The organism is Paenibacillus sp. CMM36, from assembly GCF_053570945.1.
This window is the reverse complement of record NZ_JBSEDY010000022.1, coordinates 39,506-61,500: the sequence shown is the minus strand read 5'-3', so window position 1 is coordinate 61,500 and position 21,995 is coordinate 39,506. Positions and strand designations below refer to the sequence as shown.

Below are 21,995 nucleotides of genomic sequence, written 5' to 3'. Positions count from 1 at the left end.
GGTTGGAGCGTAGCATATCAACACCATCCGTTCTACAATAGTTACCTATATTATACAACATTAACGCGGTGTCGTCTTAAACAAAATTAACATAAAATAGGCTGTCGAGACTTTCTCGACAGCCTGAAACGACCATTATGGGAGTTTTTTCACTTCAGGATTTTGCAAAATCCTCACTTATGAATATTCGAAGCAAATTACCGCTTTACTTAATTCTTGGTCGTAAAATAAATAGACGGTATCCGCCCCACACGCTTGAAAATAATACCCGGTAATGGAACCGATATAGGTAAAAGTCTCACCATTGGGACGCTTAGGCACATGAAGCAGATTGGTTTGCTCGAACTGGAGCATCTCTTCCAGAGATTCATCATATTCCTTGATGTAACTTTGAGCCTTGTCAGACTGAAAAGCGATATCATCTAAAATTCCGTTAACTTCAGGGTAACTCAGCCCCCAACCACTGGATTGCTTTTCCTCAAAATCACGGGTAAGTTCTTCAACAGACTTTTTGGCCTCTCCAAAGGAGGAATATGGATAAATTTTATTATTTTCCAGGAAAAACGCTTTGCGAGCTTGGTAGTCTTGTTCATTATCCATATACACCTGTTCCAGTCCGCCCAACGCCATGACTTCTCTCTTCATACGTAGGTACGCTTTATCCCCGGTTGATTTCAGCGCTTCATAGGTAGCTTCCAATTGCTCCTTCTGATGAAGACTAAAATAATTCCAGTCTGCTTCGAACTTGTATTTGCCGTCAACTACATCGAATCCCAGCATATCTTCCTTGGTATATGAGGTATGAAAGTCCTGAGTATTTTCACCCACACAGCCTTCGTAGATTTCTTTTACGGAAACAAAATGCAACCACTCGTCCTGCTCTGGAAATAAGAACTGAAGATTAATCGAGCAAATCGGCAGAAAATGCTTGCGATGATGTTCAAGATCGCTGGCAAATACGTCCTCGTATGCTGGAAAACGTTTGATGAATCTCTCAGGTATGTTCATGGTAGTCCCCCTATATTGTATAGTTTTCCGGTAGCCTTCTAATCTGAAACGTTCCTTCCATGGAAATCACGCTATAGAGTTCATCAAATCCTTCTTCGTAGCTCGGAACCTCCAGTTTACTCATTACACTCTTAATACCAATCTCAGGAATATACTCTTTGCCTGTGCGCTGCTCATTACGCTTAATAGATTCTGCATAATCAGGTTCAAAGTAGTAGCCAATGATTTTAAATCCCTTGTTTTTACAAGCACCTATATATTTCTTTCGTTCTTCGACTGTTGGATTGGTATTGTCCACTACAAAACGCTGCATCGTTTCGATAGAGGCCTGAAGGTAAATATTTTCCCTATTTCGTGTTTTAAGCATATCCAGATTTATTCGCATATGTGTTTTGAAGAATTGTTCTTTATAAAAAGTCGACTTGCCCGAAGCCTGAATTCCTATAAAAATAACACACTCCAAATCTACACATCCTTGTCCAAGTATACATATTGGTTAATATAATCTCTATTCTGCGAAAAAATCGGTGTCTCATGATCAACATCCCACTTGCTTCTAACGGCTTCGCCTTTGTTGTATTGTTGTTTGGTAATGCAAATTCCCCGCTTTTGCCAGACCGGAAGGTCGTTCCAGTTTAGCCCTTTTTCCACAAAAAGCTTGTCTTGGAGCTGATTTCCGTTCAATCCTTCTAGTTCTAAATGCCTGAAATGGGCTTGAGCTACCATAGAAATGCTGTTTTTAGTAGCATCTTGTTGTCTCCATAGGAAGTAGTTTGTAACCTCATCCTGAGGCAAAACCCAAGCTCTCGCATCAAAAGTGGCTAAAGGCTGACCTGGGTAAACCTTTTGGATTTCCTCATTAAATTTGGCTGTAGCCAGAGAGGCAGATATGGACACCATCTTTTGAAGATTATTTTCAAACCAGGATTGCGTCGTTAATTTGTCATCATTCGTAAGAAGCAGTGAGATTTCATCGCTCTGATGATACACCAATTTACATCCCATAATGTTATAGGCCAAATATTTACACGTCTCCCATAATGCAAAAATTAGTTTCTCATCAAAAGGTTTCGTCATCCCACGCGTAAAGGTATGAAAATGCGCACCATCAATTCTGATGATTACTGGTAAACGGCGTGGTAGGCTTAATCTATAGGCATTTTCATATTCCTTCATCCTATTTCCAAAATCATTTTTTTTCATAAACTATGTAGGTTCCTTTCATGATCCGTGATTTACGTACGCAGTACAGGGCGATATGGGGTGCGGATAGCCAAGCTTTTCTTGAAGAAAAGCCCCTCCTCGTATGTGCAGGAGGACCGAGAACAGCAAAGGTTTAATCAGCTTCTTGCCGTCTTTTTTCTGCTGATCGCTTGGGTTAGGACATCGTTAATTAAATCGAGGGTGTAGCCGAGCTCTCCAACAATATGGATTCGATGTCGGTTCCGCTTTCTTTTTTATTTTGCAGTAATATTATCTTCAAATACAAAAACGGATATAGCTATATCTTCCTCCACTTTAATATCTGAAAAGAGGTGCAGCAGCCGGGAATCCATGTAATCCTCCAGTTCTTTATTGAAGTGTGTGGGATATATTTTTTGAACCATTTTGGTTCGGGCTGCATGCACCATCTCTTTCCCGGATTCTTCTTGTGCCAGAAACTTTTCGGATGGGGTTAAATTTCCATATAGCATCGTGATGGCCATATTATCTACAAAGGTTGTATGTATGCGCTCCGGGCCTTTCCCAAATAGCTCTTTACGTACTTTTCGAATAATTTCGTTAAAACCCGTTTCCCTTCTCATATCGCACCGCTCTCCTAAAATCTACTAAAATCCCTATTACTATTTCCATCATAACCGATTCCTATCATATAAAACAGAGACTAGCGAAAGTGATTTTTGGAACATGATTTTACGCAATTATAGGCGTTCATTAATTTTATTTAACATTCCCTCTAAAATTCGCTTCTCCTCTTCGGTCAGGGCCTGAACAACTTCGTCCTCCACCTTTTGGAAAGAGTCACTAAAAGCTTCAATCAATTCAATGGCTTTTGGTAAAACATAAATATTTTTTTGCCGTTCATTATTGGCCGGGATTTTGCGCTCGATGAATCCTTTTTGCTCAAGACCTTGAAGTATGCTTGTAATGCTGGCTCCGCGCAGATGAAACCGATCGGCAAGATCCTTCTGAATTAAATTATTTTCTTGATTCTCGTAGATATATCTAATCATTTTTCCTTGTTGAGCATTTAATCCCAACTCTTTTATGCTCTCGTCCGCTCTTTTCTTTAGCTTAAGACCGATAACCTGAAACAAATCCAGAAAAACCGTATCCTGTTGGGTTTTCATCATCGTACCTCCTCAAATTATTAGAAGTCTAATTGTCAGTAAATAAACTATATAAATCTATAAACTGTTTGTCAAATGAAAATCAGTTTATTGACAGTTATATAACTAACAGTTAGAATTCTAATTGTTTGAAGATGAACACTAAGGAGGAACGACATGAAGAATGTAACTCAAAGCTCTACGGTAGAAAAAGTTACAGCGATTACGAATGTACGTATTTTCGATGGAGAAAAAGTTATTGAGCCCAGAAATGTTATCATCCAGGGGGAAACTATTATTTCGGTAGGCGGAGACCTTCCGACGCATGCAACGATCATCGATGGGGAAAATGGGACATTATTACCCGGCTTGATTGATGCGCATGTTCACACTTCAATCGGAGGGTTAAAAGATGCTTTAAAATTCGGCGTCACGACAGAACTCGAAATGAACGGCAGTTTTACAGAAAGAGGGCGCAAAATCCAGTTGAAAAACGTGAATGATGCCGCTGAAGTCCGTTCCGCCGGCACAGCGATCACTGCTCCAGGTGGTCATCCGGATGAATTATTGCAGGATGAGGATGAAATTCCTGAGTTCGTATTAAAGGAATTGGAGAAGTTACCCAAGAAAGACCGGGAAGCTATGCTAGCCGCTTACGCTCACGATCACGAAAAAGTGCCCCAAGTGACGACAGTGGAAGAAGCGATCAAACATGTGCATACCCAAGTGGAGAGTGGCGCCGACTTTATTAAAATCATGATTGAAGAAGGGACGGTCTTGGGTGCCCCTGGACTGCCTATTTTAAGCGACGAGATTTTAAAAGCAGCTGTGGTAGAAGCCCATAAGTTCGATAAAATAGTCATAGCCCACGTCTTGACGGCTCATTCTTCGCAAACCGCCATCGACATTGGAGTCGACGGATTGGGTCACTTATTTCTCGACAGGCCCGAATACACATCTGAGTTGGTGAAATCCATAGCGGATTCAGGCGCATTTGTTATACCGTGCTTAGTATTGAACTCATCCATTCTGGGGAATCCAGCATCAGAATTGGCGAATGATTCACGTGTTTATTCCAAATTAAGTCCGGAATGGATCGATATTTTGAAATCAAGCTTCCATACTTTCCCGCAAGGCAATTTGGAGAATAGCTTTAAAAATGTGATGGATCTCCACCGTGCCGGTGTGGATATTCTGGTCGGGACGGATGTCGCTCCCGTTCCTGTTCCCAATCTTGGCGGCCTTGCTCATGGAGCCAGCGTTCATCATGAAATGCAATTGCTGGTTGAGGCCGGATTTACTCCCATAGAAGCGCTTCAGTCGGCTACCGCGAAACCGGCCCGTTGCTTTGGGCTTAACGATCGCGGCTGTATTGCCGAAGGTTCGCTCGCTGACCTTATACTAGTAAACGGTGATCCGACAACCAACATCTCTGATACTTTGTCGATCAAATCCGTATGGTTCAAAGGTGTGCAACAACTATGTTAATCGGAGCCTATCGAACAGGAACAACTTTCTAATCTCATTTATATGACTTTCATTTTTACTTTCCGAAGATAGCTTAATCTTGTTGCCAACGCAAAAACACCTCCAAGGTTATCTCCATATCTTACGACATGGGGTTTCACTTTGAAGGTGTTTTAATTGCAAGGAACATTGTAAAAACGTACAAGCAGTGGCCTCACATCGTTTCGGTTGCACTGTTTGTCATAAAATATACGGCTTACTCGTAGGCACCGATGTTCACAGCGACTCCCTGTACTCTTGGCTTCCCGTCGATATCCAGTGTTCCAATGATGGCAAGGTCCGTGTTCCCGGCATCGATCGCAGGTGACGAAGACTGCAAATGGAAGTCGCTGTTCGCGGCACTCACGAATTTAGGATCGGCAAATAGAGAATGCGTATCGTTGCCGGTCCCCGATTTGTACGCGGAGAAACCCGTATACTCCTTATTTTTCCAGATCCAATTCGCTTCCGAGCTGCCTCTCGGAGCAAAATATAAATTATAATCCACAACATTGCCGGAATTTTTGGTGTATCCATTGGAGATCAGCATATCCGTGGAGCTGGCCACGAAAATATTGTTTTGGATCACGTTGTTTCGCGTATCATATTGAACCAAAAACTGGCCGCTTCCATCTTCAAATGTATCGTTCTTGTATAGTGTATTGTTCACGATCTTGCAGTTTACCGTGGAGCCACGCTCCTCATTGTAACCGCCCATGGCAATGCCGGTCAGTCGGTTGTTATATATCACGTTGCTGCGGACCGTAATATTGCTGGTGGCTTTACCGGCGTGCTCGGAGGCAATTTCGACGCCGATATCGTTGTTGTAGCTGTAGTTCTGCTCAATAATACTGTCCTTGCCCCCATCTACATAAATGCCCCCGGCCGAGTTGTCATCGCTCTTGTAAGATGGGTTATTTTGAACTGAATTATTATACACCCGATTGCCCTTCACCAACCCGTTCCGCGCCTGATCGTAAGTCGTATTCGGCGCGGTGCCCTCAAAGCCGATCAAATCAATCCCGATGTTGTCATTATCGTGAATGAGGTTGTCGGTCACCGCAAAGCCATCCACGTTGCCGTTTAAAACGAGCGATTCGCTGGAGCCCAGCACGAGATTGTACAGCTCATTGCCGCTGATCGTAAGATCGTGAATCGAAGCCGGAGCTTTCGTGCCGTAAACAGCGATACCGTGAGCATCCCGGCCCAGCCGATCTTTGCCGGTCGGAGTGACCATGTTTTTGATGTCATGGATTTTATTGTTGGACAGATTAATGAAGCCGCCCGAACCGTGGACATAAATACCTACAGGCACCACGTTCTTGGAAGCAGTGGTAAAATTGCGGATTTCAAACCCCCGAACAGTAACGTAATTGACATCGGCCAGTTCGATCAGCCCTTCGTTCCCGCTGACCGAAAGTCCGCTGCCATCAATAATGGCGGTCTCTGTCCCATAGTTGGTGAACACAATGGGACCCTGTGAAGCGGAGCCAGAGCGGGTGATCTTTACTTTCTGCTTGTACACGCCGCCCCGGACGTAAACCGTGCTGCCCGCAGGAGCCACGTCGGCCGCGTGCTGCAACGTCTTCCACGGCGCATCGTTCGTTCCGGCGTTAGAGTCGCTGCCGCTCGTGGCCACATAATATTCTGAACCGGCCGCGGAAGCGACGGGAGGTTGCACATTTCCGGCCACCAGACCAAGCCCGAAAACCATGGCTAAACCTACCAGAAACATTTGCCCGAATTTCTTCATGTTCCTCATCCCCCTTTGTTTTTCTTGTAAATTGTACCCTAATTCCACTAAATCTGTTCTTTGGCATCGGCCATTAGTGCAACCTAATGCGCCATACCAAGGACCAGGAGGTCACCGTAATTGCTGTCGAAAGAAACAAGAAACCCTGCGTTTTAGTAATCGCAAGGTTTCTTGGTGATCAAAGCTGCTAACGTTGCCGCAGCTACCCTGTCGGCAGACTGCGCATGTTCTTACTCCAAACGGACTAATCCTTTACCAGTCGATTAGAAAGCATCAACATGATAAAAGAGAATAAAATGATGACAGCTACCCAGCTCCAAGAGAGTGTCATATTTCCGACCTCGGACGCGGTGTAAATCGCTGTAGGCAGGGTTTGAGTCTGTTCAGGAATATTACCTGCAAGCATCAGCGTAGCACCAAATTCCCCTAACCCTCGGGCAAATCCGAGAATGTATCCTGAAATGAGGGGTCGGTAGGCAAGGGGCATCGTAATGTGGCGAAACACTTGCCATTCGTTGGCACCTTGCGCACGTGCAGCCTGCTCTACCTCCGGGTCTACAGCTTCAAAACCTGCTTTAATGGTGCGGTAAGCCAGTGGAAAAGCAACAACTACGGCCGCCACCACTGCAGCTCCCCACGTAAATACAATCGTCTGCTGGAACAGGCTTTCGAAGGCAGTGCCAATCCAGCTTTTCCTTCCCAGCAAGATGAGCAAAATAAAGCCGATAACAGTAGGAGGCAAAACGAGCGGAAGAAGTAGGACGGTCTCAATCACGCTGGTTCCCCTCCGCGACGTGCAGTTCGCCATCATCCGCGCTACCACAGTAGCTAATAAAAAGACGATGATGCTGGCGACGACAGCGACTTTAACAGATACGATAACCGGAGGAAGAAAAGCTGACCAATCCAACGGGACCCCCTCCTTTATCTGTAAATTCTATTTTCCCGTCATTTCTGTAGGGGCTGAAAATCCATCTTTACTGAACACACTCATAGCTTCATCTGTTCGTAGAAAATCAAGAAACTCTCCTGCTTCCTGGCTGTGTTTGGTTGCTTTTACAATGCCTTCAGGATACAGGATGGGTGCGTGCAATTCCTCGGGCACTTCCAGTGCTATGACCGTTTTATCGGATGATTTGGCATCCGTTAGATAGACGAGTCCTGCATCGGCGTTGCCTGTTTCAACATAATTTAATACCTGTCTTACGTCCTTGGCGAATACCATCTTAGGTTCCAGCTTGTCCCATAGCCCAGCCTTCGTTAACGATTCTTTAGAATATTGTCCGGCGGGAACGGTAGTAGGCTCCCCAACAGCCACTTTCAGGAAAGAAGGACCCATCAAGTCATTGAGCGTAATGCTTTTGTTATCTGTGCTTTTCGCCTTATCTTGCGGAACAACCACAACCAGTTTATTTTGAAGCAGCACGTTATCCTTTTCCACCAATGAAGCATCGGTTAATGCCTTCATTTGCTTCATGCCTGCCGAAATAAATACGTCAACAGGTGCACCTTGCTCAATTTGTTTTTGTAATGTACCAGATGAAGCGTAGTTAAAGGTAAGTTTGATATCTGGGTGCTGTTTCTCATACTGGCCCTTGAGCGTATTCAGACTATCTTGAAGACTTGCAGCGGCAGATACGACTAGTTCTGTCTTGGGTGCGGACTGTGCCGATTGTACAGCAGCCAGAGACGAACACCCAGCCAGAACCCATGCCAACAATCCAACGAACGTGAATATGTACCCAAATTTCTTTTTCAACTTGTTCTTCCCCTATCCTATAAATTCCAAAATGAGATAGCGAAAATAAGGAAGCATTGTACATCTCATAACGGGTCGAATCTATTGGGTCAACCCAAATATTTGTGATAAATTGATCTCGCCTCGGCGATGTCCTTCGTGCCATGAATTAAGACGCGACCATCCTGAAAAAGAACGATTCGATGCGTCCCGATAACAACGGATACCAGGTATGGATTATGCTCCACTTTGCCCCCCTGACGGGATAACAAACGTGCCGCTTCATTCAGATCACGTACAGCACCCGAAGCCGGGCGGATTTGAACCGTATCTCGTCCGCACAAGACAGCCGTTTTAGCCTGATGCTCCGATTGTAAAAAAGGATACACTGGGTGCTCACCACACGTTGGACAATCGGCTTTCTTCATGGCGCTGATTTGGATTGCCTGATGCTGATTATTCCACAGATCGAAAGAAATCAGCTTATTTTGCAAAGCCGAATCGTCCCCTGTGAGCAGCTTCAATGCCTCGGCGCTTTGATAAGCCGCTACCATCTGTACAGCCGGGCTAATCACACCGACCGTATCACAGGTTGCACCGCCGAGCGGTACAGTTCCGAGCAGGCAATGCAGGCACGGTGTCTGCCCTGGCACGATGGTAAAGGTTGTCCCATAACTACCTACACATGCCCCGTAAATCCAGGGTATTCTGTGCTTGACCGCATAATCGTTCATAAGCAAACGTGTATCGAAATTGTCAGTGGCATCTACGATGAGATCCACCCCTGCTGCGATATCGTCGATTTCCTCCAGCGAGACGTCCCGGACTAGCGCACGAATGTCCACGTCCGAATTGGTTTGCTGCAATCGCTTCTGCGCGGCCACTGCCTTGGGGATCTGATTACGGGCATCCGCTTCGTCATAGAGCTGTTGGCGCTGCAAATTACTCCAGTCTACATAATCACGGTCTACCAACGTCAGCCGTCCGATGCCCGCTCGCACCAGCATGTCAGCATTGGCAGTGCCCAGTGCGCCGGCCCCCACCATCAGCACGTGCTTACTACGGATATTTTGCTGGCCTGTCGGTCCAATTTTCGAGAATAATTCCTGTCTAGAATAACGGGCATGAGACGTATGCGCATGTGCAGCAACTTCTATTTTCTGGATCTTGTCCATTTCTGACATCGTTGATTTACGCCTCCATACTTATCCATTGAATAGCTACAAGTTGATCAGACAAGCTAAAAGCTTAGATGTCCTCGCCCTTATTTGAAAGCTTTGGGGTACTTTGAGGGTTCCAGCCACCCAGCTGATGCCCCTTCCATTCTGAGCCGTCCTCCCACACTTCCTTTTTCCAAATCGGTACGATTTGCTTTAACCGTTCAATGGCATGGCGGCTGGCTTCATAGCAAGTATCGCGGTGTGCAGCTGAGACAGCAATCACCACACTCGTCTCTCCAATTCTTACCGTGCCAAGCCGATGTGTAATCGCAGTACGTGTGGAAGGCCAACGTTCTGCAATTTCGTCACCAATCTGCTTCATCGTGTTCATGGCCATCGGGACATACGCCTCATATTCAAGCAACACCGTTCGCTGACCTTGCGTAAATTCCCGAGTCGTACCATTAAAGGTCAGCGAGGCGCCATGAGAAGGGTCGAGTACCTTTGAGGTTACTTCATCGGCATCAATCGGGTCGTACGTAATGGCAAATAAACCACATTTTGAAACGACCGTCTCCATCCCGGATGCTGACTGATGAAGAGCAATTGCATCTGATGGAAGCACAAGTTCATTTGGAGAAGCCAGCTTTTTATGATGGGTAAAAAAAGAACCTGCCAGTTGTGAAGCCACTTCCGGGTACAGCTCATTCAGCCTTTTTCGAATGTCTGCAATGGTCACCGCTTCCTGTGAAAGTTCTACCGTGATCACATCACCAAGTTGCTCCGCCATATCTGCGAATAGTTGAATACGATATTGCATATGATCTGCCCCCTTGCACCTATTCTATCGAATTCACCTATCCTATTAAATAAAATCTACCCTCCTGAAACCGGAGGAATAATCGCAATCTCATCATGTATACTCACGAGGTCCTCAGGAGCGGCGTAGGCTTGATTTCTGGCAACAAAAGAACCCTGCAACTGAGCTGCTGATTCAGGGAAACGCTCGGATAGCAAGTCTTTTAATGCGGCAACGGTCATCGTTTCTTGCTCAGTAGGCACCATAATTATAGGCCCTCCCATCTGTTCCGCAAGTCCAGCAAATACTTGAATATGATAGTTCATTTAACATCCCCTCCTTTTCAGTACAGTGACTGCCCACCACATATGTACCAAGAAAAACCAACATGAATGAATACCTCGAAAGGTTTTATTCCATGCTGGTTAACTATGACGGTGTACATTGAAGATTATTATATTATATTTTAGATTCGACCAGTTCATCAATCCGTTCGGTATGCGTATATACATTCAGAGAACGACTGCGTATAAAGCCAACGGTCGTAATCCCCAGGTCCTCAGCCAACTCAAGTGCAAGCTCTGTAGGAGCTGACTTGGACAAAACAACTTCACAGCCAATCTTCGCAACCTTCAACAAAATTTCAGACGAAATGCGTCCGCTGAATACTATGATTTTGTCTTGTAATACAATATCATGTTTTAGGCAATGCCCATAGATTTTATCTAGCGCATTGTGTCGGCCGATATCTATTCTGGATAGGATCATCCCGTTTTTATCGCACAGCGCTGCATTATGAACACCACCGGTCTCCTGAAACGTAAGTGCCGAGTTTTGCATTAAATTCATCAAACGAAAACAATCGTCAAAAGACAGCGTAACATGGGTGTCATTCATTCTTTTTGCCACTTTGGCATCATTGATAAAATAAAAGCCCTGTCTACTTTTTCCGCAACAGGAGGTAATGTACCGTTTGGAATGAAAGTTTTGATAAAACTCATTCATTCGACGGGTTTTAATATGAACAAAGCCTTCTTTTTCCTGAACCCAAATATCTTCGATATCATCGTACCGTTGAATGACGCCTTCAGAGGCCAAAAAACCTACTGCCATATCCTCCACATACTCCGGTGTACAAACCATGGTAGCAAATTCCTGCTGATTGATTTTGATGGTCACCGGATGCTCCGTCACCACCGTGTCTTCAAAACGCTTGATCTGACCGTCACGATAACGGAAAATCTCACGTTTCACCTCAGCTGGCTTTTCCATGTGCTCCACTCCCTCATTTCTGACAGGCTGGCTCTCCGGCTCACCCGCCGATGTGTGACATTTCAATTTTAGACGTTGCTTGCTGTGTATGATTCAGCCGTTCCTCTGAATAGCGGTCGGTACGGTCTCTCCAAACACGCTCAATGTAAGCTCTAATCTCGTCATCGGACTGTTCGGAACGTAGCATCGCGCGAAGCTTGTACCCTTGAGAGGCAAACAGGCACGTGTACAAGGAGCCTTCAGCAGAAATTCTCGCTCGTGTACATGTGGAGCAGAAGGCGTCCGTAACAGACGAAATAATACCGATTTCCCCGTCCCTTTCCTGATACCTGTAGCGCGTCGCCACCTCACCTTTGTACTGGGGTGCGACAGGCTCTAACGGCATATGCTCGTGAATGGCTTCGATGATCTGCTGCTTGGAAACGACCTGATCCAATTTCCAGCCATTGGTGTTGCCTACATCCATAAACTCAACAAAACGTAAAATATGCTTTTTCTTTTGGAAATAGTCGGCCATGGGAACAATATCCTGATCGTTAAAGCCCTTTTGCACGACCATATTTATTTTCACCTGCATCCCTGCTTGATCCGCAGCCTCAATACCATCCAGCACCGCCTTTACGCTGCTTCTGCCCCCGTTCATTTGGCGGAACCGATCATCATCGAGCGAATCCAGACTAACCGTCACTCTCTTCAGTCCCGCCTCTCGCAGTGCTGCAGCATATTTAGGCAAAAATACGCCGTTTGTCGTCATTGCAATATCTTCAACCCCATCGAGTTGAGTTAACGAATGAATAAGCGAGGACAAATTTTTCCTCAGCAACGGCTCACCACCAGTAATACGCAGCTTCGTAACGCCCAGCGAGACAAAAATACGGGAAAGGCGTGTGATTTCCTCAAAGGTCAATATTTTCTCTTTTGGCAAAAACGGATAGTCATGGCCAAATATTTCTTCCGGCATACAATATCGGCACCGAAAATTACATCGGTCTATGACGGATATTCTTAAGTCCCGTAACGGACGATTCCATTGATCGTCGCTCCGGTTCGCCATCCTGTTCACCTCAATCCGTCTTCATTAATAAAACTCTTTACCCTTTAAATCGGAACGGTATTTCCATTCATTTTATACTGAACCAAAAAACCGGCATCACAACAACTTCTTCGCTTATGAATATCGAAGAATCTGCTAAATGCCGGTTAATTTATCTACATCAGGATTTTACGAATCCCACATCATGCGATATAGAAAAATCAAACTAACAAGCGCTGCGACAAATAAAATATACGCGATTCCCACGTACACTCCATTTACGATTGCTCAGAAATAGACTACATTCCTATTGTTAGCAATCCTGGAACGTTTGTCAATGATTTTTCGTTTTCTCAAACGATAATCATTATCAATTAAAAAATTAGTAATGTACCGTTGAACTATCTTAAATTTTACGTTATAGTTACACGAGATAACATGCAGAAAATGACATATCTAAGTTATTCAGAAGTTATTGATATACAGACGGTGCGTACTGTTTGTTATTAATACATATTCAAATGGCGGATTGGCCTCCAGGACCTAGAGCTTGGTCACTACTCCACCATAAACACAAGTGCTGGAACATGAGCACTTGTGTTTATGGTGGAGTTTTTTTATTCCTAATTTTTAAATTTAAAATCTGAAAGGAGCCTGAACCGTGACTGATAGTACGATCAAAATTACATTAAACGGACAGGAACTGAAAACGAAGAGCAGCGCAACGATTCTTGAAGTGATTAACGAAAACAATATCGCCCATCCCCAGCTGTGTTACGTTCCCGAGGTCGATCCGATCCGTACCTGTGACACATGTATCGTGGAAGTGGACGGAAAACTTATGCGTTCTTGCTCGACATTGGCTTCGGATGGAATGAATATTCATTTACATTCGGATCGCGCGAAAGCAGCTCAAACCGAGGCTATGGACCGATTGCTGGAAAATCATCTCCTCTACTGCACCGTATGCGATAATAACAACGGTAATTGTACTTTGCATAATACAGCAGAGCTTATGGAAATTGAACATCAAAAATATCCATATCAACCGAAAGTTGACCCAACAGAAGTAGATATGTCTCATCCCTTCTACCGATATGACCCCAATCAATGTATTGCATGCGGCCAATGCGTAGAGGTATGCCAAAACCTTCAGGTTAATGAAACGCTGTCCCTCGACTGGGAGACTGAACGTCCTCGCGTCATATGGGATGACCGGGTTGCGATTAACGATTCCTCCTGCGTTAGCTGTGGTCAGTGTGTAACCGTCTGTCCATGTAATGCCTTGATGGAGAAATCTATGCTGGGAGAAGCAGGCTTCATGAGTGGCATGAGCAAGGATTTATTAAATCCGATGGTGGATTTAATAAAGGAAGTGGAACCGGGCTATAGTGGGATTTTTGCTATTTCCGAAGCCGAAGCAGCGATGCGCGAAACCCGTACGCAAAAAACGAAAACCGTCTGTACGTTTTGCGGTGTAGGTTGCAGCTTTGAGGTTTGGACCAAAGGCCGTAAAATTTTGAAGGTACAACCTACCTCTGAAGGACCTGTTAACGGTATCTCGACATGCGTAAAAGGAAAATTTGGCTGGGATTTTGTGAACAGCGATCAGCGTCTGACCTCCCCTTTAATTCGTCAAGGTGACGAATTTGTGGAAGCAACCTGGGAAGAAGCACTGAGCCTGATGGCCAGTAAAATGGGAGCTATTCAAGAAACTTACGGTGGCGAAGCACTCGGCTTTATTTCTTCGTCCAAATTTACCAATGAAGAAAACTATTTGATGCAGAAGTTGGCTCGTCAGGTCTTCCAAACGAATAACGTCGATAATTGCTCACGGTATTGCCAATCTCCTGCGTCATGGGGGCTGCAATACACCGGAGGCATCGGTGGGGACAGCGGTACGATTAAAGATATTGCCAAAGCAGGTTTGGTCGTGCTGGTCGGTTGCGCGCCGGGAGAAGGACATCCGGTGCTGGCTACGCGTATCAAACGTGCGCATAAGCTGCACGGTCAAAAGTTAATCTCGGTCGACCTGCGCAAGCATGAAATGGCAGAACGCGCAGATCTGTTCATTCGTCCGAAGCAAGGTACTGATTATGTATGGTTATCCGCTGTAGCCAAATACATCATTGAGCAAAACTGGCATGATGCAAAATTCATTGAAGAGCATGTAAACTTCTATCCTGAATATTTGAAATTGCTAGAGCGATTCACCCTGGACTTTGCCGAACAGGAAACTGGTATTTCCAAAGAGACACTGATTCAGGTAGCGACTATGATTCACGAAGCCGACGGCACTGCCATTTGCTGGGGCATGGGTGTGACGCAAAACATTGCAGGCTCTTATACTTCAATTGCGATTGCCAATCTGCTGCTGGTGACCGGAAACTTTATGCGTCCAGGTGCGGGCGCATATCCGCTTCGCGGTCATAACAATGTTCAGGGTGCTGCCGATATGGGTACGATGCCGGATATTTTCCCGGGCTATCAGCCCGTGACAAACGATGTCGTTCGTGCCAAGTTTGAAGCGGCCTACGGCGTACAAATTCCAGGTCAACGCGGACTGGACAACATCCAGATGCTGGAAGCCATTGAAACAGGTAAGCTTAAAGCGATGTATATCGCTGGAGAAGAGATGGCATGGGTGGATGCCGACTCCAACCATACCCAAGAAATGCTGGCGAATTTGGATTTCCTTGTCGTTCAAGATGTATTTCTGAGCAAGACAGCTGAATTCGCTGACGTTATTTTGCCAGCCGTACCTTCACTTGAAAAAGACGGAACCTTTACGAACACCGAACGTCGTGTCCAGCGTTTATACGAAGCACTCCGCCCTATGGGAGACAGTAAACCGGATTGGTGGATTTTCAGCCAATTTGCCAAGCATATGGGATTTGATTGGGATTACAGCCATCCAAGTGAAATTTTTGAGGAAATGGCGTCGCTCACTCCATTTTTCTCCCAATGTAATTATGACGTATTGGAAGGCTGGAACAGCTTCCACTGGGGATCGCCGGATGGTAGCAATACACCGCTGCTGCACACCAACGGCTTTAACTTTCCAGATAAAAAAGCGCGTTTGGGACTTTTCGAATATGTACCACCAAAAGAGTACCCTGTTGAATTCGATCTGACCTTAAATAATGGTCGACTGCTCGAACAGTTTCATGAGGGAAATATGACGACCAAATCGGCAGGCATTCAGCTCAAACTCCCAAAAGTATTTGTGGAAGTGTCACCTGAATTGGCTGAGGAGCGCGGAATCCATAATGGATCGCTGGTTCGACTGGAATCTCCTTATGGTGCGGTCAAGCTACGAGTTCTGGTGACAGACCGGGTGCAAGGAACTGAAATTTATGTGCCGATGCACTCTACCAGCCATGATAGTGCGGTCAATCTGTTAACTGGTGGAGCATTCGATGTGGTCACTCGCACACCGGCCTATAAACAAGCCAAAGTAAGGATGCAAATTTTGGAGGTAGACGGTCAAAATCCACTACCACGTATCAATCCGCGTTACAAAAAGCGTCATCCGCAAAATGGGGTTGAAGTGGACCGTAAGTGGAATCGTCCCGGTTACGTCGATTTGGTGGATCAAAAATAAGGAGGTCGAACCGTGGCTAAGCCTATTTCAATTGTGAGAAAACGCATTTTGACAGAAGAAGAACGGCAAAAACAATCGCTAGATCAGCTTACTGCTGATCTGGCGGACAATGGGGCGGCACTGCAGAAGACACTTGAAATCGTACGTGAGCTGCACGATAGTGGTCTTCTCGAAGCAGCCCAGTCTATGCTAAAGGCTAAAGAAAGCATCGCCAAAATCGCTGTAGGACAAGCGACGCGTAAGCCTGTGACGAACATCATCAATAATCTCATGGGAGCAGCCGGAATGCTGTCTGAGGTAGACCCCGAGCTGATGAAAAAGCTGACAAACAGCGTTACTAATGGCCTGAACGAAGCCAATGAACATCTAAAACAGAATAAAAAGACTCGTCTGCGCGATCTTATGAAGGCGATGAATGATCCAGATGTAAACCGTGCAATGGGATTTGGCATTCATTTTCTCAAAGGAGTGGGAAAAAGTTTGTCTGATAAATAACTCATAGAGTGTGAAGGTGGAAGACTAGTAACAACAGACAATAAAAAGAGCTGGCTCCGAAAACGGGGGCAGCTCTTTTTATTTATTTTTTATCCACTTGCAATAGCGTCACCGTTTTAAGAGAAACAGCATCTTTTATTTGCTCCTCTGCGATGACCTTGAGCTTAAGCAAACTGGCAATCTTCGACGTATCCGGCTTGGAAAACAAGCGCCATAGCTGCGGATCAGGCAGTGAATCATACAGCTTTGTATGATCGTATTCCTTACGGTGCTGCTGCACAATCTTGACCCGATAGTTGCCAATTTCCCAATCTGACACTTCCTTCTGCGCACAATGAGCGGTAATGTCATTACGCAAATCAGTCAGTTCACCTTCAATTTCTTTTTGCTTTTGCTTTAACTGGTAGTATCGGCGCACCTTGTTTTCCAATCCCATCACGCTCCTCTGCTTACATATGTATGTTTGCAGAAGTGTTTTAGGACAAGTTTTGTGATGTTAGGATTGAAGGCATAACTGCAAAAGCATTTCCCGGGTAATGGAAAGATTTTAGGATACTGCAAAATCCTTATTTAGATATATTCGCTCCTGGATTTACAGGCCCTGCTCCTCGGGATTTCTCCTTACGCTTCATATAATTGGCCCAGTATGCCGTCAGAATAGGTACCAAAATCGAGGTCACAATGACCGAAGCGGCAACTAAGGCCGTTGCAGATTGCGCAACAGGCAGGAACTCAGGCTTGATATTGGCGACAATGACTGGGTTCGCTACTGCTGCACCTGCTGTACTGGAAGCTGCGATTCCTGCTGTACCGTTGCCACCACCGATATATTTGTCCGCCAAAATTAGTGGAATACCTGTAACGAGAATGACAAAAATACCCAATAAAATACCGAGCATACCTGTCTGGACAATGACACTCAAGTCAATGGAACAACCAAGTGCAAAACCGAAAAATGGAATTAAGGCTTGCGTTGCGTTCCCAAAATACTTTCGGAAATCATGATCCAGATTGCCCAACATAAAGCCGATCAAAAATGGTAATACCGCCCCCACAAATGTCTGCGGTTCGAAAACGGCCAGTCCGGTGCTACCCAAAATAATCATGGTCACTAATGGACCCGATTCCAGTGACATCAGTACAAATGCTCCCGCCTCTTCCTTGGAGCCATACTGCTGCATAATGGAGGCGTATAACCCGCCGTTCGTCATATCCATAGCCGAGATCAGCGCCAGCACCGACAAACCTGCAAATAGCCCACTTTCTACACCCCCAACAGGCAGCAATCTGGATGCAATGATTGCCACTACCCACGCGACCGCGATTTTAGTCAATACGAGCGTTCCTGATTTACGCAATACAGTACCCGTCGCTCGCACATCTATAGAAGCCCCCATACAAAAAAACCACACTGCTAAAATGGGTACCGTACCTGTCATCAGCCCCTTGGTAAAAGATCCAAAATAGTCGCCTGCCCATGGAGTAAATGTATGAAAAAGCGCGCCAATAAACAGCGGCACCAGCATAATGCCCCCTGGAATTTTATCAATGTTTTGTTTGATTTTCATAACTTCGTTCAACCCTTTCGTTTTTGCCAATGCAAAAACAAGGCCGTGTCACTTGCGGCTCAAACCGAGCTCGGGAATCAGTCTCGCGAAGGTATCATGACTCTCCTTCAGTTGTCGCGCGAATGCGTCTGCATCCTGGACACGCAATCCCAACCCATGCTTACGCATTTCCTCCCTGAATTCCTCGTCTTTCGTTCCCTTGATCAGTGCATCCGTTAGCGTTTGAGCAACTGCATCCGGTGTATCCTTAGGCACAGCCAGCCCTCTCCAAGTGCCGATAAAATGTACACGCAGCCCAGTGGCTTGCTGTAGTGTCGGCACTTTTGGAAACGCTTCCGAAATAGTGTCTGACTGGATCGCCAGTATGCGAAGTTTCCCTTCGTCCACGTATTTCTTCACTTCTGCGGGACTGACGGGTACAGCATCCACAAATCCGCTCATTAAAGCGGAGACGGCTGGGCCTGCTCCCTCATAAGGGATATGGGTAAAGCGGACTCCACTTTTCTGTTCCAGCATTGCGGCAGCAAGGTGCCATATGCTCCCTGTGCCTGCATTCCCCATTTTGAGTTTGCCGGGATGGGCCTCAGCATCCTCCAGAAATGCCTCCGCTGTCTTCCATGGTGCATCCGCCCGGACCGTAATGGCAGAAGGGTCCATATTGGTTTGAAGCAGCGGCTTAAATCGCTCATAGGTGAGCGGTAGCAGTCCCAGATGAGGCAACGTAGTCAGCTCAGCGACCAGATACGTTACGGTATAACCATCCGCCTGCGCCTCAGCCCCTTCCATCAGCCCGACAGAACCGCCTCCTCCCGTTCGATTAACGACGATGATCGGCTGATCGAGATGCTTTTCGGCGGCTTTCGCCAACGCTCTCGCGGTAATATCTGTACCGCCTCCGGCTGCATAGGGAACGACAAGGGTTATTGGCTTCGTAGGAAATATACGGCTGTGATCCTGCAGGGTGCGGTGATCCACATATTCACTGATACTCAAGGCAGAAAGCATAGCTACTCCCGCCGCAACCAGCACATATTTTTGCCATGGCTTTTTCTTCATTACGTTTCCTCTTCTCAAAAATGAACTGGGCCCGTCATGCGCCCGTTTTCACCTCCAACGTTTTCGGTCTTGTTGTTTGCGTTTACATGAAGTCAATGTACCGCAACGTGGAGGGCTACAGCTATCGCTTAATCTTCGTATTTATCTTCTATTTCGCCAAGTATCAACCTTTTGACCGATCTGCATATTCATTGGAAGATTTGCTGATTTGTCTGAATTTCCCTGGGGTCACTTGCTTATGCTTGCGGAATACCCGAATAAAGCTGTTCTCATTTCGGTATCCAACCTGCTCTGCAATTTCTCCGATTTTCAAATGGGTTTCACATAGTAATGTGCATGCCTTTTTTACGCGTAATCCAGTCAAATAATCGTAAACGGTGGTCCCTGTTTCTTCCTTGAACATACTGCTCACCGAGGACACGCTCATGTGAACATGATCCGCAATTTCCTGAAGCCCGATGTTCAAATGCAAATGATGTTCCATATATTCGATCATCTCTTGTACACGCACAAAATCTTTGGACTGAATACGTCCGTGCCATTTTTCTTCAATTTCAGTCAACATAGTGACCAGCAATACCTCAATGTCTTGAAGGTCTAGCGTCAGAATCTGATTCCAGTGGTAATCAGCAAGCTGATCCGGCGGCGTCACACTCTGAGTGGCACACCATTTCAGCAAATCTTCCAGCAATTCATGAACAAACAAGTAGACCTGGGCTGGGGATGTTCTGTGGAGTCGAAGTTCTTCTACCCAGTGGCTGATTAGCTTTACACTTGCACCCGGTTCCTGCGACTCCAGGGCATGAATTATTTCCACACGCCGATCGTCCAACAATGTTGAATCCTGAATTTGCTCCTTTGACTGTTCATCCACTGTATTATCCTTTTTCACACTTATATCGCTGTCCATATTCGTATATGAACGTCCATACCCCTCATACAAACGCAAATTAAGGGCCTCTTTTCCTTTTATAAAAGATGCCCGTGCCTCTTGAATATCCGTGACCATATGACCAATCCCTATAGAAATGGTCAAAGGAAGATACTCACCGACAACCTGAATCAGTCTATCAACGCTTTTGTGAAGCAAAATACTCTCTTGGAGGGCAGTCTCCGAACCAACTTCAACTTCATTCGAACTCTCGCTGTACTGTAACAGCACAATAAAACCACTTTCCTCTTCCGGCGAGCATACTGCTTTCCAGTAAGGTTCAAGCATCTCTAGCAAAATATTGTTCAGCGCATACTTGAGCAGCATTTTATCCTCTTCTGGAAAGCTTGCAGCCCACGCAGAATATCGGTCGATGGACACGATTATGACAAACAAAGAATTACCGTCCCAATCGGAAAAATACTGTTCCCATTTCATACGCATTTCCTGTATGCCCATTCTACGCTGGATGACATCTTCCATATATTTGGAACGCAGCTCCGGCAGGCTTCGCTCTACCACCAATGATTTGCGATGAAACTCTCCAACCAGTTTGCTAATCACAGGTTCCAGGTCATACAATCCTCCTTGGCGCGTTCCCTTATTACCCGAATTCAATAGGCTATTAATTTTTTTCATGGGGCGAAAAGCTGCATAGTTGTAATAGTAAACTGCTGAGCACCCAGCCAGTATGGAGATAAAGGCCAGCCACAGCATCATATTGCGCGCCAGCTTTACATTTTTTAGCAGCTTGTCCATCGGAACGAGCGAGACTAGACGCCAGCCCGTTACATCAGAAAAGGTTTGGTTCGCCATATATTCCATATTCCCTATCTCCACATAAGCATAGGGGCTCACATCCAGCTCTTTCAAAACCCTGCCCATATCATTTAAGGGTAAGGACAATCTCAGCTTGGGATAGATCAACTCGCCCTCCAGATCATACACGTATTGCGAGTTGGATAAATGAATATATAGTTTGGAGAAAAAACGATCGTAATCCAGATTGATTAGCACCGCACCCATGACCTGACCATTCTCTACTATGGGCCTGGCCAGCGAAAGCAGCTCTAACGTCCCCTGCTCACGATCGGTGCCGTACCATCTCCGCTTAATCAACAACGGCTTTTTTTGAATGTCCTGAATCCAGGGAACCCATGTGGTATCCGGCGCCTGCTTCCAATCAGGCATGTAACCATAATTGCTGGATACGAGAGCATGATTGTCCAAAGAAATCACTTCAACCGAATAAATTTCTTCGTGTGAAGAAAGGGTTTTCAAGTATTTCTGAAGCCGATCTATGACGGAGGCGTTATCTTCCAGCGATTTCCTATCCGTTTGGACACGTACAAAAGCCTCTACATCCGGATGATATGCTGCATCCAGCGCCTTGTTATCAGACTCACGAAAAGCCCGATTGGTTACATCCAGATTGATTTGCAATAATTCTATATTGGGTGTGTTCAACTCGGTATCCAAACCTTCACGGTATCCTGAATACGATAGCAAGCCGATCACGCTAATCACGAGCGACACACACAAAGTGAGCAGTAGAATCAGTCTTGTCTGTTTATTTTTCAGTATCAATCGAAGCTTAAGTCGCAACATTCCCGTAACTTCATCCTTCCGGACTTCGTTGTCCATCTTCCTCTTGCCCATATACGTGGTGACATATTCTCCCTAAATCTATTTGACGTAAGAGTTGGAATTCCCTGCCTATGTAAATCAAACTTAATAAAACT

At 45.6% G+C, this 21,995-nt stretch carries 19 protein-coding genes and 1 pseudogene; 3 read left to right on the top strand and 17 right to left on the bottom strand.

Features of this window, described 5'->3' with window-relative positions; translation table 11 throughout:
• Positions 1–177: 177 nt before the first annotated feature.
• From ACWA2B_RS25740 to ACWA2B_RS25720, 5 genes are all read right to left on the bottom strand, one after another.
• Complete coding sequence (locus ACWA2B_RS25740; protein ID WP_209950175.1) at positions 178–1,008, bottom strand: siderophore biosynthesis protein; 831 nt, start codon at positions 1,006–1,008, stop codon at positions 178–180.
• A 10-nt stretch (positions 1,009–1,018) separates the two neighbouring features.
• Positions 1,019–1,471 (bottom strand): AAA family ATPase, encoded by a 453-nt coding sequence (locus tag ACWA2B_RS25735; protein WP_340885992.1) that lies wholly within the window; start codon positions 1,469–1,471, stop codon positions 1,019–1,021.
• A gap of 2 nt (positions 1,472–1,473) precedes the next feature.
• Positions 1,474–2,211, bottom strand: coding sequence for a tRNA(His) guanylyltransferase Thg1 family protein (locus ACWA2B_RS25730; RefSeq protein WP_340885993.1), 738 nt, complete (start codon positions 2,209–2,211; stop codon positions 1,474–1,476).
• A 254-nt stretch (positions 2,212–2,465) separates the two neighbouring features.
• Positions 2,466–2,813 carry a DUF2294 domain-containing protein gene (locus ACWA2B_RS25725; RefSeq protein WP_013311231.1) on the bottom strand — a complete coding sequence of 116 codons (348 nt, stop codon included), beginning with the start codon at positions 2,811–2,813 and terminating at the stop codon, positions 2,466–2,468.
• 117 nt (positions 2,814–2,930) lie between these two features.
• Complete coding sequence (locus ACWA2B_RS25720; protein ID WP_209950173.1) at positions 2,931–3,359, bottom strand: MarR family winged helix-turn-helix transcriptional regulator; 429 nt, start codon at positions 3,357–3,359, stop codon at positions 2,931–2,933.
• Positions 3,360–3,515: 156 nt separating this feature from the next.
• Between ACWA2B_RS25720 and ACWA2B_RS25715 the strand changes: the two genes are divergently transcribed.
• Positions 3,516–4,826 (top strand): amidohydrolase family protein, encoded by a 1,311-nt coding sequence (locus ACWA2B_RS25715; RefSeq protein ID WP_340885995.1) that lies wholly within the window; start codon positions 3,516–3,518, stop codon positions 4,824–4,826.
• A gap of 235 nt (positions 4,827–5,061) precedes the next feature.
• Here the strand turns inward: ACWA2B_RS25715 and ACWA2B_RS25710 are convergent, their stop codons facing one another.
• From ACWA2B_RS25710 to moaA, 8 genes are all read right to left on the bottom strand, one after another.
• Positions 5,062–6,597, bottom strand: a complete 1,536-nt coding sequence (locus ACWA2B_RS25710) for a right-handed parallel beta-helix repeat-containing protein (RefSeq protein WP_340885997.1) — start codon at positions 6,595–6,597, stop codon at positions 5,062–5,064.
• Between the two features lie 244 nt (positions 6,598–6,841).
• Positions 6,842–7,507, bottom strand: coding sequence for a molybdate ABC transporter permease subunit (gene modB, locus ACWA2B_RS25705; protein WP_069010423.1), 666 nt, complete (start codon positions 7,505–7,507; stop codon positions 6,842–6,844).
• A 27-nt stretch (positions 7,508–7,534) separates the two neighbouring features.
• Positions 7,535–8,356, bottom strand: coding sequence for a molybdate ABC transporter substrate-binding protein (gene modA, locus ACWA2B_RS25700; protein WP_449292797.1), 822 nt, complete (start codon positions 8,354–8,356; stop codon positions 7,535–7,537).
• A gap of 89 nt (positions 8,357–8,445) precedes the next feature.
• The gene (locus tag ACWA2B_RS25695; RefSeq protein WP_029515414.1) at positions 8,446–9,519 is read right to left on the bottom strand and encodes a thiazole biosynthesis adenylyltransferase ThiF; all 1,074 of its coding nucleotides are present in this window, start codon (positions 9,517–9,519) and stop codon (positions 8,446–8,448) included.
• Positions 9,520–9,583: 64 nt separating this feature from the next.
• On the bottom strand, positions 9,584–10,315 hold the full coding sequence (locus ACWA2B_RS25690) for a molybdenum cofactor biosynthesis protein (protein WP_069010422.1): 732 nt from the start codon (positions 10,313–10,315) through the stop codon (positions 9,584–9,586).
• Between the two features lie 56 nt (positions 10,316–10,371).
• Positions 10,372–10,620: a MoaD/ThiS family protein gene (locus ACWA2B_RS25685; protein ID WP_039274509.1), complete on the bottom strand. Its 249-nt coding sequence runs from the start codon at positions 10,618–10,620 to the stop codon at positions 10,372–10,374.
• A 133-nt stretch (positions 10,621–10,753) separates the two neighbouring features.
• Positions 10,754–11,566 carry a formate dehydrogenase accessory sulfurtransferase FdhD gene (fdhD, locus tag ACWA2B_RS25680; RefSeq protein WP_039274507.1) on the bottom strand — a complete coding sequence of 271 codons (813 nt, stop codon included), beginning with the start codon at positions 11,564–11,566 and terminating at the stop codon, positions 10,754–10,756.
• 40 nt (positions 11,567–11,606) lie between these two features.
• Complete coding sequence (gene moaA / locus ACWA2B_RS25675) at positions 11,607–12,620, bottom strand: GTP 3',8-cyclase MoaA (protein ID WP_449292796.1); 1,014 nt, start codon at positions 12,618–12,620, stop codon at positions 11,607–11,609.
• Positions 12,621–13,260: 640 nt separating this feature from the next.
• Between moaA and fdhF the strand changes: the two genes are divergently transcribed.
• Both fdhF and ACWA2B_RS25665 read left to right on the top strand, forming a co-directional pair.
• Positions 13,261–16,203, top strand: a complete 2,943-nt coding sequence (fdhF, locus tag ACWA2B_RS25670) for a formate dehydrogenase subunit alpha (RefSeq protein WP_449292795.1) — start codon at positions 13,261–13,263, stop codon at positions 16,201–16,203.
• A gap of 12 nt (positions 16,204–16,215) precedes the next feature.
• On the top strand, positions 16,216–16,698 hold the full coding sequence (locus ACWA2B_RS25665) for a DUF1641 domain-containing protein (RefSeq protein WP_039274499.1): 483 nt from the start codon (positions 16,216–16,218) through the stop codon (positions 16,696–16,698).
• A gap of 82 nt (positions 16,699–16,780) precedes the next feature.
• Here the strand turns inward: ACWA2B_RS25665 and ACWA2B_RS25660 are convergent, their stop codons facing one another.
• The 4 genes and pseudogenes from ACWA2B_RS25660 to ACWA2B_RS25645 all read right to left on the bottom strand — a co-directional run bounded on the left by ACWA2B_RS25660 (position 16,781) and on the right by ACWA2B_RS25645 (position 21,897).
• Complete coding sequence (locus ACWA2B_RS25660; protein ID WP_069010419.1) at positions 16,781–17,134, bottom strand: hypothetical protein; 354 nt, start codon at positions 17,132–17,134, stop codon at positions 16,781–16,783.
• A 130-nt stretch (positions 17,135–17,264) separates the two neighbouring features.
• Positions 17,265–18,266, bottom strand: coding sequence for a 2-keto-3-deoxygluconate transporter (kdgT, locus tag ACWA2B_RS25655; RefSeq protein ID WP_029515422.1), 1,002 nt, complete (start codon positions 18,264–18,266; stop codon positions 17,265–17,267).
• Between the two features lie 48 nt (positions 18,267–18,314).
• On the bottom strand, positions 18,315–19,322 hold the full coding sequence (locus ACWA2B_RS25650) for a tripartite tricarboxylate transporter substrate binding protein (RefSeq protein WP_209950167.1): 1,008 nt from the start codon (positions 19,320–19,322) through the stop codon (positions 18,315–18,317).
• 128 nt (positions 19,323–19,450) lie between these two features.
• A pseudogene (locus tag ACWA2B_RS25645) lies at positions 19,451–21,897 on the bottom strand (AraC family transcriptional regulator).
• Positions 21,898–21,995 lie beyond the last annotated feature (98 nt).

Excerpts from the sequence above, each read along its gene's own strand:
- ACWA2B_RS25740 (WP_209950175.1), bottom strand. The coding sequence starts at position 1,008 with ATGAACATACCTGAGAGATTCATCAAACGTTTTCCAGCATACGAGGAC.
- ACWA2B_RS25730 (WP_340885993.1), bottom strand. The coding sequence starts at position 2,211 with ATGAAAAAAAATGATTTTGGAAATAGGATGAAGGAATATGAAAATGCC.
- ACWA2B_RS25725 (WP_013311231.1), bottom strand. The coding sequence starts at position 2,813 with ATGAGAAGGGAAACGGGTTTTAACGAAATTATTCGAAAAGTACGTAAA.
- ACWA2B_RS25720 (WP_209950173.1), bottom strand. The coding sequence starts at position 3,359 with ATGAAAACCCAACAGGATACGGTTTTTCTGGATTTGTTTCAGGTTATC.
- ACWA2B_RS25715 (WP_340885995.1), top strand. The coding sequence starts at position 3,516 with ATGAAGAATGTAACTCAAAGCTCTACGGTAGAAAAAGTTACAGCGATT.
- ACWA2B_RS25710 (WP_340885997.1), bottom strand. The coding sequence starts at position 6,597 with ATGAAGAAATTCGGGCAAATGTTTCTGGTAGGTTTAGCCATGGTTTTC.
- ACWA2B_RS25695 (WP_029515414.1), bottom strand. The coding sequence starts at position 9,519 with ATGTCAGAAATGGACAAGATCCAGAAAATAGAAGTTGCTGCACATGCG.
- ACWA2B_RS25690 (WP_069010422.1), bottom strand. The coding sequence starts at position 10,315 with ATGCAATATCGTATTCAACTATTCGCAGATATGGCGGAGCAACTTGGT.
- ACWA2B_RS25685 (WP_039274509.1), bottom strand. The coding sequence starts at position 10,620 with ATGAACTATCATATTCAAGTATTTGCTGGACTTGCGGAACAGATGGGA.
- fdhD (WP_039274507.1), bottom strand. The coding sequence starts at position 11,566 with ATGGAAAAGCCAGCTGAGGTGAAACGTGAGATTTTCCGTTATCGTGAC.
- moaA (WP_449292796.1), bottom strand. The coding sequence starts at position 12,620 with ATGGCGAACCGGAGCGACGATCAATGGAATCGTCCGTTACGGGACTTA.
- ACWA2B_RS25660 (WP_069010419.1), bottom strand. The coding sequence starts at position 17,134 with ATGGGATTGGAAAACAAGGTGCGCCGATACTACCAGTTAAAGCAAAAG.
- kdgT (WP_029515422.1), bottom strand. The coding sequence starts at position 18,266 with ATGAAAATCAAACAAAACATTGATAAAATTCCAGGGGGCATTATGCTG.
- ACWA2B_RS25650 (WP_209950167.1), bottom strand. The coding sequence starts at position 19,322 with ATGAAGAAAAAGCCATGGCAAAAATATGTGCTGGTTGCGGCGGGAGTA.